The following is a 12,463-nucleotide window of genomic DNA, read 5'->3' as shown; positions in this document are numbered from 1 at the left end:
ATAGACGCCCGCGACAGCGGGCGTTTTTCATGCGCGGCGCAGCGGCATCAGGCCCGCTCGAACACCGCCATCGATTCCACATGCGCGGTATGCGGAAACATGTTCATCACGCCCGCAGCGCGCAGAACGTAGCCGCCGTGGTGCACCAGCAGCCCGGCGTCCCGCGCCAGTGTGGCGGGATTGCACGACACATAAACGATCCGTCGCGGTGGATTGAACCGCGCGCACTGGTGTTGCCGCGCCGGTTGCAGGGCATCGCCTGCGTCTTCGGCCCGGCCGGGTCGCTTGCCTCCCAAAGCTTCGACCAGCGCCTTGCACAAGGCCAGCGCCCCGTCTCGCGGCGGATCCACCAGCCACAGATCCGCCTCGCCATAGGCCTGCAGATCGGCGGCGTTCATCTCGAACAGATTGCGCGCGGTAAAGGTCACCTTGTCCTGCAGGCCGTTGTACATGGCATTGTCCAGCGCACGCGCCACCAACGTGGCGCTACCCTCGATCCCCAGCACTTGACGGGCCTGCGTCGCGATCGGCAGGGTGAAATTACCCAGGCCGCAAAACCAGTCGATCACCCTGTCGGTCGCCCGCGCATCCAGCAGACGCAACGCCCGCGCCACCATCACCCGGTTGATTTGCGGGTTCACCTGAGTGAAATCGGTCGGGCGAAACGGCATGGTGATGCCGAATTCCGGCAGGGTGTAGCAAAGTGGCGCGGCATCTGCATCGAGCGGGGTCACCGAGTCCGGGCCTTTGGGTTGCAGCCACCATTGCACCCGGTGCCGGGTGCCGAAAGCGCGAAGCGCCTGCCGGTCTGCCTCGGTCAGTGGCTCCAGGTGGCGCAACACCAGCGCGGTCACGTCATTACCGGCGGCCAGCTCGATCTGCGGCACCCGCTGCGCGCAGGATAGGCCGGCCACCAGGGTGCGCAGCGGCAACAGCAGATCCGACACCTGCGGCGGCAGGATCACACAGCTGTGCATGTCGGCCACATAGCTGGATGCCTTTTCGTGGAAACCGACGAGCACCTCGCCCTTCTTCGCCACCAGCCGAACCGTCAGCCGCGCCCGGGTGCGATAACCCCAGCTCGGTCCGGCAATTGGGCGCAGTACGGTCTGCGGCCGCAGCCGGGCCAGATGCCAGAAATCATCTTCGAGGATGCGTTGCTTGAACGCCAGTTGTGCCGCGGGATCGACGTGCTGCATGCTGCAGCCCCCGCAAACGCCGAAATGCGCACACCGCGGCGTAACCCGGCTGCTGGAGGGATGCTCCCACGCGACCGCGACGCCCGATTCCCAATGGCGCTTGCTGCGCCTGATGTGGGCCTGGACCCGCTCTCCGGGCAAGGCATTCGAGACGAAGACCACCTTGCCGTTTTCGCTGCGGCCCACACCGCGACCTTCCAGATCCAGGCTGTCAATGCGCAGCCATTCCAAGCATTCACCGTGTTCCATGGGCTGCATTGGAACAGATACCACGGCTCCAGCCCGCCCGCTCTCGGCCAGGCGCTGGGCCGTTCACGGCGTCGTGCGTTCTTCTTCCCGCCAGGCGGCCAGATACTCCTGCCAGTGCGTCTCGCGCGTCGCCAGTGTGCCCAGTTTCTGACGCACCAGCTGCATCTCGTCGGCATACTGGGCGGGCGACAGGCCGCCGCGCATCATCTGGAAGCGGCAGTACAGCAGGTAGGTGTTCATCGCGTCGGTTTCGCAATAGCGCCAGATGGTGTCGATCCGGCCTTCGCGCCATGCGTCGTAGACCTTGCTGCCGTCCATGCCGAGTTTGCCGGGAAAGCCGCACAGCTTGGCCAGCACGTCCATCGGCGCGTTCGCCCGCGGCTGGTATAGCGCCAGCAGATCCATCAGGTCGAGATGCCGCGTGTGGTAGCGCGAAATGTAGTTGTTCCACTTCATTTCGCGGTCATCCTCGCCCATGTCCCAGTATTTCGGCGCCACCACGCCATGCACCAGCCCACGGTAATGCAGTATGGGAAGATCGAATCCGCCGCCGTTCCACGATACCAGCTGCGGCGCGTACTTTTCGATCACCCGGAAAAAACTCTGCACCACCTGGCCTTCCTGTCCGCCATGATCGACGAAAGAGTGGACTTTTAGGCCATCCTGGTTGCGAAAAGTGCAGGACACCACCAACACCCGCTGGCAATGGACAGGAAGAAAATCGCTGCCGGTTTTTTCCAGGCGCTGCGTCTGCGCCTGCACGACCGTCTCGTGGTCTTCCAACCCGGGGGCGGCCAGTCCAGCGGTGCGCAGCGCCTCTGGATCGGGAATGGTCTCGATGTCGAAGGCGACAATGGGTGCGTGCATCATGGCCGGCTATGCTCCTGTTCGTGCCATGCGCACTTCACAGCAGGGCTCCCTTGTCGACGCCGTTGCGCGCCAAACGCGCCTTGAGCTTGAGCAGCGCTTCCTGCTGGATTTGGCGTACCCGCTCGCGGGTCAGACCAAGCCGCTGCGCCAGCGATTCCAGGGTTTCCAGATCGCGACCATGCAGCCCGAACCGCGCCTCGATAACCTCCCGCTCGCGCTCAGCAAGCCCGCCCACCCAAGCCTCGACCAGGGCCTCGATTTCGTGGGATTGCGTCAGGTCTTCCATGCTTTGCGCGTCCAAGTCGGCAAACTGGTCGGCATAGCTCTCGCCCGACGCGGTCTCGCGCAGCGCATCGAGCGATGTGGGCTGTTCGGCCAGGGCAAGCAGATCGGCAACCTCGTCGGCGCTTGTGCCAACCAGTGCAGCGATGTCATCGATCGAGGCCTGTCCGTGATAGCCTGCCGCCTGCTCCAGATGCCTGCGCGCTCGCAGCACCTGATTGAGCTCACGGATCACATGCACTGGCAGGCGGATGGTGCGCACCTGCTGCATCAGCGCGCGCTCGATGCTCTGGCGAATCCACCAGCTGGCGTAGGTCGAAAAGCGAAAGCCGCGCTCGGGCTCGAATTTTTCGATTGCATGGATCAAACCGAGATTGCCCTCCTCGATCAGATCGCCCAGCGAGGCGCCCCGCCCAACATAGGCCTTCGCAATACTCACTACCAGCCGCAGGTTGTGCTCGACCATGGCCTGCCGTGCGGCGAAATCTCCCGCCTTGGCACGCATGGCGGTCTCGAATTCTTCTTCGGGCGTAAACAGCGGCTTGGCGCGGATATGATTGAGATAAGACTGCAGCGCGCTAACCCCCGATTCATCGTCGACCGCAGCAATCGTCGCAGGCGGACAGGGCAGGAGTTCAACCGACGGCGCAACCACCGCCTCAGGCGCCCTTGGCTGTGTTTGCGCAAGGTCGTCCAGTTGCTCGGCGGCGTGCTTCACCGCTGCTGCGCCGACCGCAGTGCGCTGCGCCACACCGGCTGCCCGCTTGGATGCCGTTGGGGCACGGGAAGCGGTTTTGCGTGCGCGCGCCATGCCGTTGCGTCAAGGCTGCCGGGGCAGCACGCCGATCGGATCGATCGACTTGCCGCGCAGGCGAATCTCGAAATGCAGTTCCACGCGCGGCGCATCGGTCGAGCCCATTTCGGCGATTTTCTGGCCGCGTTTGACCGCCTCGCCTTCCTTGACCAGCATGACGTTGTTGTGCGCGTAGACGCTGATGTAGTCGTCGTTGTGCTTGATGATGATGAGTTTGCCAAAGCCGCGCAGCTCCGAGCCAGCGTAGACCACCCGTCCGGCCGCGGCGGCATAGATTGGCTCGCCCAGCGTGCCGGCGATGTCGATGCCCTTGCTGGTGGTGCCATTGAAGCCCTGGATGATCTTGCCGTTGGCAGGCCAAGACCAGACGATGCCATCATGCGTGTTGGTCGCCAGATTCCCGGCCATGACCACCGGACCGCTAGTCACCGCAGCAGAAGCCACAGGCCGGGGAGGCGCTGAGGCCTGGGGCTTGGCGCCCGGTACGGCGGATTCTGCAGCTGGTTTGGCGGGTGCCACCGGTGCCAGCGGCGTGACCGCAAAGCTCTGCGCGACTGCGCCATTAGGTTGCGGCGGGACCGGGGGCGTGGGCGGCGTCACACGCAGGACCTGCCCGACCTCGATTACGTTGGGATCGGCCAGGTTGTTCCATTGCGCCAGGTTCTGCCAGGTGGTGCCGAACTGCAACGCGATACGCCGCAGGGTATCGCCGGGCTGGACGGTGTAGTAGCCCGGCTGTCCCGCAAGCGACGCCGAGGCTGCGGCGGCAATGCCGGTGGGCGCAGCCGCCATGGTCGCTGGCGGCGGCGAGCCCGCGTCCTTGGACACCGGCTGAAAATTCTTTTGTTCGACCGGTACCTGTGTCAGCGGAACCGCGGTGCAGGCCCCCAAAGCCGCGGCGAGGAATAGGGTCAGGGCGAGCAATGCGATGCGCATGGTGGTGAGCTTCGGTTCAGGTCAGGCCGGATTTTAGGGGGACGAACCGTGCGCCTTCGAGCGGCTGTACATCAAATTTTGTCGCCGATCGCTTGCGATAGAGCAAAAGCTGTTGAGGGTCGCCGATGGGCGCAATCAGCACTCCGCCGACTCCCAGTTGATCGAGCCAGGCCTGCGGCACGGTCAGCGCCGCGGCGCCGGACAGAATGACATCGAACGGTGCGCCCGCCGCGCACCCCAGCATGCCATCCCCGAGGATCAACCGCAGGTTCGGCACCCGCAAGGCACGCAGATTCTTGCGCGCCAGGTCGTGCAACGCCCGGATGCGCTCGACGCTGTAGACCTCGGTCGCCAGCCGCGCCGCAACCGCAGCGGCGTAGCCGCAGCCGGTGCCGATGTCGAGCACCCGGCCAAGGTCGCGGCGCGGCGCCAACGCCTTGAGCGCAGCGTCCAGGCCGCGCGCCACGACCGAGGGTTTGGAAATGGTCTGCCCAAAGCCGATGGGCAGCGCGTTGTCCAGATAGGCCTGGGCCGCCAAGCCCGGCTCGACGAAATGATGCCGCGGCACCACCTGCAAGGCCTGAAGCACCCGTGCATCGAACGCGCCGGACTGCCGTAGCCTGTCCACCATGGCCCTGCGCACCGCTTCCGAGTCCAGCCCGATCTGCCGCGGCGCACAGCGCGAAGGCCCTTGTGACGTGTCAGCCGGCCTGGACACCTGTCGACCTGCGCTGGGCCTGGTCATGGCAACCGCGGATTGGCCGCGCAAGGTCGAGGCGGCAGATTTGGGCACGCCAACCGTCTCCGGGCTTTGCGGCAGACGGGCAGGCCAGTGCACACTGCGCGCAGCGGACTTGTCAGCCGAGCTCACGCATCACTCCGCGTCTCGAAGCGGGCGGCGCACGGCACGAGCTGGGCATGGTGCGTCAGGTCCAGTTGCAGCGGAGTCAACGAGGCGTAGCCCTGGGCGATTGCGTCAAAGTCGGTCCCCTGCTGCTGGTCCAGTGCGGCACCGGCGCCGCCGATCCAGTAAATCGTGTCGCCGTAGGGATTTTTCTGCACCACCACGGGCTGACTCGGATGCCGTTTGCCCAGGCGCGTCACGCGCAGACCGCGCAGCGCGCTCAGCGGCCGGTTGGGCACGTTCAGGTTGAGCAACTGCGGCTGCCCGGGCAGATCCTGCGCCAGCTTTGCCACCACATCTACGGCGACGGCCACCGCAGTGGCCAGGTGCGTCCAACCTTTTTCCACCAGAGAAATCGCCAGGGCCGGAATGCCAAACAGATAGCCCTCCGAAGCAGCGGCCACGGTACCAGAGTAAATCGTGTCGTCTCCAAGATTCGCACCGTTGTTCACCCCGCTGACTACCAGATCCGGGCGGAAATCAAGCAGCCCGGTCAAGGCGATATGCACGCAGTCTGACGGTGTGCCGTTGACGTACAAAAAACCGTTGGACGCGGTATAGACCGACAGCGGTCTGTTGAGTGTCAGGGCATTGGACGCAGCGCTCGCATTCTGCTCCGGCGCGATCACCGTCACATCCCAGTGCGCACGCAATCCCTCGTACAGCGCTGCAAGGCCCGGGGCCAAGTACCCATCATCATTGGCAAGAAGAATTCGCATGCACGCATCTTATCGGGTTGGCGTGACAAAAACCGGGGAGGACCGTTCACACCCGCAGGGCTGGCTGCGCAGTGAGCCGATCGTGAGGCGCAGGCCGCCTGCACAGCCCAGAGCGTCAGGCGCAGTCGGCGCAAAAAAGCGGTCCCAGACCCAGACGGACGATGGCGCGCAGCAGCCACTGGATGTTGTAGCCCGCCGCGCAACTCAGCGCGTGCAACGCATCGCCCAGTGCACCTTTGAGCCAGCAACGATCCAGCCGGTGGTCCGCCTTCAAATGCCCGATGGTGGGGGTGGCGAGCTGCTCGGGGCTCAAGTCGGTCAGGCTAACAAGTCACCCGCTCCGGCTTGCTCGCACAATGGGAACTTATGCGTTACCATTGGCTCCATGAGCGACCAGATCAAAGAACTCCTGCTGGAGGATGGCGACAGCCCCTTCGCGGAGTGGTTCGGGTCGCTGGAGGCCGTTGCTGCCGCAAAGGTGCGCGTGGCCGTGAGCCGAATGGAGCAGGGCAACCTGTCCAACGTCGAGTGGTTCCGTGGCATCGGCGAGTACAAGATCGACTGGGGTCCGGGGCTGCGCATCTATCTGGCCAAGGACGGTCTGAAGATCATCATCCTGATCGGTGGCGGCACCAAGAAGCGTCAGCAGCAGGACATCGACCAAGCGGTGGCGCTGTGGGAAGAAGCGCCGCAAGGCATCAACCCAGAAAGGAAAGTGAATATGGCACTGACCCGTGATTTCAAAGAAACCGTGGCCGCGCGTGTGCAGAACGATCCGGCCTTTGCGCAGGCGCTTCTGGAGGAGGCCATCACCCTGTTCGTCAATGGCGAGCCGGAATCAGCCAAGCTGATCCTGCGTGACCTCGTCAACGCCACGGTCGGCTTCGAGGCGCTGGCCGAGGAAATTCATAAGCCCGCCAAGAGCCTGCACCGGATGTTGTCGCAATCTGGCAACCCGACCATGAGCAATATCTCGGCAGTCTTTGCCGCCATCAAGCGTGCGCTCAAGGTCGAGGGGCACACCCAGATCGTGGTGGCCTGACTTTCAAGCATCAAACTCCGCCAGGGGAGATTTCATTCGCCTGTCTTGCGATGCCATCGCCACCTTGCCCGATCGCCTCGAGCTTACTCAGTAGTCAGTCAATAAGGCGACAAAAAAGTGCTTGGAACCCGCATGAACGCTTGCACTGTTGTCGGGCGATGTCCCAAACTCAGTTGCAGGTTTGAGCTGGTGGACGGGGAGCATTATGCTGCCAGACGTTGATCTGGCTGCGGTCGCAGCGCCCGGACGAGTTCAGGAAGCTGTGCAAAGCCCTTGATGCGGCGCATGCCTCGCTCGCTCTCCAGGAAGCCCATCACCGTCCAGCGCAGCGCCATGTCGGAGAGCACCAGCAGTTGCTCAATGAAGCCTTTGGAGATTTGGCCGAGCAAGTCCTCGATGGGCAGTTGGGCCTGGGCCAGCAGGCCCAGCAGCGCCAAGGCGTGTTCGGGCTGGCTGACAAAGGGCAGAACATCCTGGGCAGCTTGCGCCTTGGGCGTGTCCAACCGTCTACTGCGCAAGGAACGGCCCGACATCCAGAAACGCTACTGGAAGGGCGTCCTGTGGTCGCCGTCCTACTTCGCCTCAAGTTGTGGCGGCGCACCGATTTCCATTGTGCGCCAGTACATCGAGCAGCAGCAGACCCCACACTGAAACCTAAAGACAAGGACGGCTACGCCGTCCGCGCGCCCCGAGCCCGCCCTGAACGGCGGGGCTTGTCGCGCACCGGGGTCATCGACAACAATTCACCTTGGCGCATCGCGGTTTCCAGCGCGACAGTGACGATCTGGCGGAGCCAGTCGCGTGGGTGAACGACGGCCCTGCGATGGCGGGCGCCGCAGATCGCATCGATGGCGGCGAACAGCCTTGCCTCTTCGTCGCCCGTGAGGCGCCGGTCGCGCGCGTTCTGGACCTTGGGCTTGGTGATCTGCTTGACCGGATTGACGGACAGGCCAAGCCCCCACTCTTTGATCGCCGTGCTGAACAAATGCAAAACCAACGCGAGCTCCAGTCGAACCGAAGCCGGGGAAACCTCTTTCAATCGAGCGTTCCGGTAGCGCGCGAAGTCATCACCGCGAAGATCGCCGATGGCGCGACTGGCAAGAGGATGCTCTAGCAGGAATTCGATGCGGGAGCGTTCTTGCCTGGCGCCTTTTTCAGGCTGCTGACCTCGGCGGCGTAGCGGCGCAGGCAGTCGGCGAACGAAACGATCTTCGCGGGCCGGTGATCGACATACCGTCCACGGTCGATGTCGGATTCATCTTGCGCGCCCAGGCTTCGGCCTCGGCCTTGGTGTTGTCGAAGGTGTTGGAGATGGCCGGATAGCCCTTGCGGCGGATCAACGCACGCCACGCACCGGCACGTTTTTGAAAGCTCGCCATGGTTCAGCCTTGGTTCAACTCGGTGGCTGAGAGTGCACCCAAGTGAACCAAACTCAAAGTCCGCTTCTTGGGCGAAATCGCTTGGATTGCTAAGTTATTGATTTTGGTGCCCGGAACCGGAATCGAACCGGCAAGACCTTTGTACGGCCGGCGGATTTTAAGTCCGCTGCGTCTACCAATTTCGCCATCCGGGCGGGCGGCAGCGTGCAACTGGAGGCGGGGGTCGGAATCGAACCGGCATAGACGGCTTTGCAGGCCGCTGCATAACCACTCTGCCACCCCGCCGTGAGATGGACTTATGCGTCAGAGAGTCAATCGTACGCAAAACCGCTGCGACCCGCTGCCTGGACTTGAGCCTCCTGCAGGGCATGCGATGCATTCAAAAGCAGACCGCGGGCGAGCATAAAAAAGGGAAGCATCGCTTCCCTTTTTGTCGAAACTGGAGCGGGAAACGAGTCTCGAACTCGCGACCTCAACCTTGGCAAGGTTGCGCTCTACCAACTGAGCTATTCCCGCACAAAAACAAAATTATTGCAATGCCAGTCTCGCTTGTCAAGAGCAGACACAGAGATTAATGCAAACCGCGCTCATCGGGCTCATCGACCGAGGTGGCGATCACGCTGACGGGGCGACCCTTGATGCGATGCCAGACATAGAGTACATAACCCGACAGGCCATACGCCACGAACAACGCAAATAGCACGAGCGGCGGCTGGTAGGCGATCAGCCCGATCAAGAGCACGATCAAAAAGATGGTGATGAAGGGGACGCTGCGGCGAAAGCTCACATCCTTGAAGCTGTAGAAAGGCACATTGGTCACCATGGTCAGCCCGGCGAACAGGGTGATGAGGAAACTAAACCACGCGACATGCGCACCCTGCACCCCGGCATCGGTCATGATCCAGAGGAAACCCGCAACCAGTGCCGCCGCAGCCGGGCTGGGCAAGCCCTGGAAATATCGCTTGTCGATCACTGCGACGTTGGTATTGAAGCGCGCAAGCCGCAGCGCCGCGCCGGCGCAGTAGACGAAGGCAGCCAGCCATCCCAACTTACCCAGGCCGCGCAGCGACCATTCGTAGATGATCAACGCCGGTGCCGCGCCGAATGACACCATGTCGGCCAGCGAATCGAACTGCGCCCCGAATTCACTCTGGGTATTGGTCATCCGCGCGACTCGTCCGTCCAGACTGTCGAGCACCATCGCGGCGAAAATGGCGATGGCCGCAGAGTCGTAGCGCCCGCTCATGGCCATGACGATGGCGTAGAACCCGCAGAACAAGGCCGCGGCGGTAAAGGAGTTGGGCAACAGGTAAATCCCCCGCCGGCGACGATGCGGCGGGTCATCGTCGGGACACGGGGGCTGGGACGACACTGCGGCGGAGGGCGCCGCCCGCCTGTCTGCAGTTTGCCCAGCCGCGTCCGGCCTAGCATCCTGCTGTGGAAACGGCGACACGTTACGCGGCATGGCAGGCCTCCCTGGCATCCGGTCGGCGTGCTGCCGCCGCCTCAGGCGGCCAGGTCGGCGAGGATGGTGCTGCTGGCATAGACCTTGTCACCGATCGAGACACGCGAGCGCGCGTCCAGCGGCAGATAGACATCCACCCGCGAACCGAAGCGGATGAAGCCGAAGCGCTGGCCACGCTGCAGCACGTCCCCCGCCTTCACGTAGCAGAGAATGCGCCGAGCGATCAGCCCCGCCACTTGCACCGCAGTCACCACACGGCCGGCGCTATCGATGACCAGAGCGTTGCGTTCGTTCTGCTCGGAGGCCTTGTCGAGATCGGCGTTGAGGAATTTGCCCGGGAAATACTGCACCGCGCGCAACGTGCCGTCTACCGGCGCCCGGTTGGAATGCACGTTGAACACGTTCATGAAAACACTGATTTTCAGCGCATTGCGCTGCGCATAGGCATCGAAAGCGTGCTCTATGGCCACGATACGGCCGTCGGCCGGGCTCAACACCGCCAGGGGATCGCGCGGAATGGGGCGTGCTGGATCGCGGAAGAACTGAATCACGAACAGGCTGAGCAGCCAAACCGGCAGCGACCACCAGAACCCTGCCAGCGCCCAGACCAGGACGGCAAGCAGCACACTGCTGGCAATGAACGGCCAGCCTTCACGCGCGAGGATGGGATGCGGATAACTCATGTAGAGAGTGTAGGTCCTGCAGAAGCAAAGCTGCCGTCAGCACCGAGTGTCCAGGCGGCTTGCCAGGGTTGTCGTTCAAAGTCAACGCGCGGTCACTGCGCGATTTGTCCGCCAGCTTGTTCGCCTTGATCCACGGCAGTGCGCGAGACTGCACGGCCTGCAATATTGCCGACCTCGCAGCGGGCAAATGGCGCCTGTTGCGAGGCCGCGCGCTGTCGTTCAGGGTGCGGCTCAGTTGCGCGACTTGTCCACCAGTTTGTTCGCCTTGATCCACGGCATCATCGCTCGCAGCTTTTCTCCGACCTGTTCGATCTGATGCTCTGCGGTGAGGCGACGGCGCGACTGCAGGGTTGGTGCGCCAGCACGGTTTTCCAGAATGAAGCTCTTGGCGTATTCGCCGGTCTGGATGTCCTTGAGCGCCTGGCGCATGGCGTTCTTGGTCGCCTCGGTGACGATTTTCGGGCCTGTGACATATTCGCCGTACTCCGCGTTGTTGGAAATGGAGTAGTTCATGTTGGCGATACCGCCCTCGTAAATCAGGTCGACGATCAGCTTGAGCTCGTGCAGGCACTCGAAGTAAGCCATCTCGGGCGCGTAGCCAGCTTCGACCAGGGTTTCGAAACCTGCCTTGATCAACTCGACCGTTCCGCCGCACAGCACGGCCTGCTCGCCGAACAGATCGGTTTCGGTTTCCTCGCGGAAACTGGTCTCGATGATGCCGGCCTTGCCGCCACCGTTGGCCACGGCGTAAGACAGCGCCAGATCGCGCGCCTTGCCCGACCGGTCGGCGTGCACCGCAATCAAGTGCGGCACGCCGCCACCCTGGGTGTAGGTGTTGCGCACGGTATGGCCCGGCGCCTTCGGGGCGATCATGATGACGTCGAGATCGGCGCGGGGCTGCACCTGACCATAATGCACATTGAAGCCGTGGGCGAAGGCGAGCGCCGCGCCTTTTTTCATGTTCGGTTCGACCGCGTTGCGGTAAACCTCGGCAATATGCTCATCGGGCATGAGCATCATCACCACATCGGCGCCTTCGACCGCCTTTTCCACTTCGGCCACCTTCAGGCCGGCTTTCTTGGCCTTGTCCCAGGACGCGCCGTTCTTGCGCAGGCCCACGGTGACCTTCACGCCACTGTCGTTGAGGTTCTGGGCGTGGGCATGGCCTTGCGAGCCGTAGCCCACGATGGTGACTTTCTTGCCCTTGATGAGCGAGAGGTCGGCGTCTTTGTCGTAATACACGTTCATGTTGGCTCCTGCGGTTGTCGTTGGGCGCTGGCGCCATGCGGCGCCACGTTGCGCGAAGGGAAAAACAAGAGGCGCGGCTGGCGTTCAGGCGCGCAAGATACGTTCGGCGCGGCCAATCCCGCAACTGCCGGTTCGCACGGTTTCCAGGATGGCCGCTGGATCGACCGCCTGGATGAAGGCGTCGAGCTTGGCGGCATCGCCGGTGAGCTCGATGGTGTAAGACTTGTCGGTCACGTCGATGATGCGGCCGCGGAAAATGTCGGCCATGCGCTTGATCTCCTCGCGCTCCTTGCCCACGGCGCGCAGCTTGATCAGCATGAGTTCACGCTCGATGAACGAGGCTTCGGTGAGATCGACCACCTTGACCACTTCGATCAGGCGGTTGAGGTGCTTGGTGATCTGCTCGATCACGTCCTCCGAACCGCTGGTGACGATGGTCATGCGCGACAGAGAGGCATCCTCGGTCGGCGCGACGACCAGGGATTCGATGTTGTAGCCGCGGGCGGAAAACAGGCCGACCACGCGCGACAGCGCACCGGCTTCGTTTTCCACGAGAACTGCGATGATGTGTTTCATAGTGTCATTCCTCTACACAGGCTTCGTGCGGAGCCGGTAAGCGCCGCCTGGCTGCTGCGAGATTGATGAGAAAGCGCCCTGCAGCATGCCGCAGGGC

14 protein-coding genes, 3 tRNA genes and 2 pseudogenes are annotated in these 12,463 nt (G+C 63.2%); 2 read left to right on the top strand and 17 right to left on the bottom strand.

Annotated elements, in window-relative coordinates:
* Positions 1–47: 47 nt before the first annotated feature.
* The 7 genes and pseudogenes from rlmD to ACZ47F_RS07640 all read right to left on the bottom strand — a co-directional run.
* Positions 48–1,448, bottom strand: coding sequence for a 23S rRNA (uracil(1939)-C(5))-methyltransferase RlmD (gene rlmD / locus ACZ47F_RS07670; protein WP_464924157.1), 1,401 nt, complete (start codon positions 1,446–1,448; stop codon positions 48–50).
* A gap of 63 nt (positions 1,449–1,511) precedes the next feature.
* Complete coding sequence (locus tag ACZ47F_RS07665; RefSeq protein WP_464924156.1) at positions 1,512–2,318, bottom strand: 3'-5' exonuclease; 807 nt, start codon at positions 2,316–2,318, stop codon at positions 1,512–1,514.
* A 34-nt stretch (positions 2,319–2,352) separates the two neighbouring features.
* Positions 2,353–3,411 carry an RNA polymerase sigma factor RpoS gene (gene rpoS, locus ACZ47F_RS07660; protein WP_464924155.1) on the bottom strand — a complete coding sequence of 353 codons (1,059 nt, stop codon included), beginning with the start codon at positions 3,409–3,411 and terminating at the stop codon, positions 2,353–2,355.
* A 9-nt stretch (positions 3,412–3,420) separates the two neighbouring features.
* A complete protein-coding gene (locus tag ACZ47F_RS07655) occupies positions 3,421–4,350 on the bottom strand; it encodes a peptidoglycan DD-metalloendopeptidase family protein (RefSeq protein ID WP_464924154.1) in 930 nt (309 codons plus the stop codon).
* Positions 4,351–4,366: 16 nt separating this feature from the next.
* Positions 4,367–5,221, bottom strand: coding sequence for a protein-L-isoaspartate(D-aspartate) O-methyltransferase (locus ACZ47F_RS07650; protein WP_464924153.1), 855 nt, complete (start codon positions 5,219–5,221; stop codon positions 4,367–4,369).
* Positions 5,218–5,973 carry a 5'/3'-nucleotidase SurE gene (surE, locus tag ACZ47F_RS07645; protein ID WP_464924152.1) on the bottom strand — a complete coding sequence of 252 codons (756 nt, stop codon included), beginning with the start codon at positions 5,971–5,973 and terminating at the stop codon, positions 5,218–5,220. The genes ACZ47F_RS07650 and surE overlap by 4 nt, the downstream gene beginning before the upstream one ends.
* A gap of 115 nt (positions 5,974–6,088) precedes the next feature.
* Positions 6,089–6,274 (bottom strand): annotated as a pseudogene (locus ACZ47F_RS07640) (IS5/IS1182 family transposase); the annotation flags it as partial.
* Between the two features lie 84 nt (positions 6,275–6,358).
* Here ACZ47F_RS07640 and ACZ47F_RS07635 point away from each other — a divergent pair.
* Entirely contained in the window at positions 6,359–7,015 is a 657-nt protein-coding gene (locus ACZ47F_RS07635; RefSeq protein WP_464924151.1) for a type II toxin-antitoxin system RelE/ParE family toxin, read from the top strand.
* 203 nt (positions 7,016–7,218) lie between these two features.
* On the opposite strand, the gene ACZ47F_RS07630 is transcribed toward ACZ47F_RS07635, so the two are convergent.
* Complete coding sequence (locus tag ACZ47F_RS07630) at positions 7,219–7,518, bottom strand: hypothetical protein (RefSeq protein ID WP_464924150.1); 300 nt, start codon at positions 7,516–7,518, stop codon at positions 7,219–7,221.
* On the opposite strand from ACZ47F_RS07630, the pseudogene ACZ47F_RS07625 reads away from it, so the two are divergent.
* Positions 7,508–7,666, top strand: a pseudogene (locus tag ACZ47F_RS07625) (transposase); the annotation flags it as partial. The gene ACZ47F_RS07630 and the pseudogene ACZ47F_RS07625 overlap by 11 nt on opposite strands.
* A 19-nt stretch (positions 7,667–7,685) precedes the next feature.
* Here ACZ47F_RS07625 and ACZ47F_RS07620 read toward each other — a convergent pair.
* The 9 genes from ACZ47F_RS07620 to ilvN all read right to left on the bottom strand — a co-directional run bounded on the left by ACZ47F_RS07620 (position 7,686) and on the right by ilvN (position 12,366).
* Complete coding sequence (locus ACZ47F_RS07620; RefSeq protein ID WP_464924149.1) at positions 7,686–8,054, bottom strand: hypothetical protein; 369 nt, start codon at positions 8,052–8,054, stop codon at positions 7,686–7,688.
* Between the two features lie 115 nt (positions 8,055–8,169).
* Positions 8,170–8,394, bottom strand: a complete 225-nt coding sequence (locus tag ACZ47F_RS07615; RefSeq protein ID WP_464924148.1) for a hypothetical protein — start codon at positions 8,392–8,394, stop codon at positions 8,170–8,172.
* A 104-nt stretch (positions 8,395–8,498) separates the two neighbouring features.
* A tRNA-Leu gene (locus ACZ47F_RS07610) sits at positions 8,499–8,588 on the bottom strand.
* A gap of 17 nt (positions 8,589–8,605) precedes the next feature.
* Positions 8,606–8,679 (bottom strand) — tRNA-Cys (locus tag ACZ47F_RS07605).
* A gap of 155 nt (positions 8,680–8,834) precedes the next feature.
* Positions 8,835–8,910: transfer RNA gene (locus tag ACZ47F_RS07600), tRNA-Gly, on the bottom strand.
* 55 nt (positions 8,911–8,965) lie between these two features.
* Positions 8,966–9,877, bottom strand: a complete 912-nt coding sequence (gene pssA / locus ACZ47F_RS07595; protein ID WP_464924147.1) for a CDP-diacylglycerol--serine O-phosphatidyltransferase — start codon at positions 9,875–9,877, stop codon at positions 8,966–8,968.
* Positions 9,878–9,900: 23 nt separating this feature from the next.
* Positions 9,901–10,542: a phosphatidylserine decarboxylase gene (locus ACZ47F_RS07590; protein WP_464924146.1), complete on the bottom strand. Its 642-nt coding sequence runs from the start codon at positions 10,540–10,542 to the stop codon at positions 9,901–9,903.
* A gap of 231 nt (positions 10,543–10,773) precedes the next feature.
* Positions 10,774–11,790: a ketol-acid reductoisomerase gene (ilvC, locus tag ACZ47F_RS07585; RefSeq protein ID WP_464924145.1), complete on the bottom strand. Its 1,017-nt coding sequence runs from the start codon at positions 11,788–11,790 to the stop codon at positions 10,774–10,776.
* A gap of 84 nt (positions 11,791–11,874) precedes the next feature.
* Positions 11,875–12,366 (bottom strand): acetolactate synthase small subunit, encoded by a 492-nt coding sequence (gene ilvN / locus ACZ47F_RS07580; RefSeq protein ID WP_464924144.1) that lies wholly within the window; start codon positions 12,364–12,366, stop codon positions 11,875–11,877.
* Positions 12,367–12,463 lie beyond the last annotated feature (97 nt).

Source organism: Thiomonas islandica (assembly GCF_055383445.1).
The sequence above is the reverse complement of the archived record's forward strand: the minus strand, read 5'-3'. Positions and strand labels throughout refer to the sequence as shown.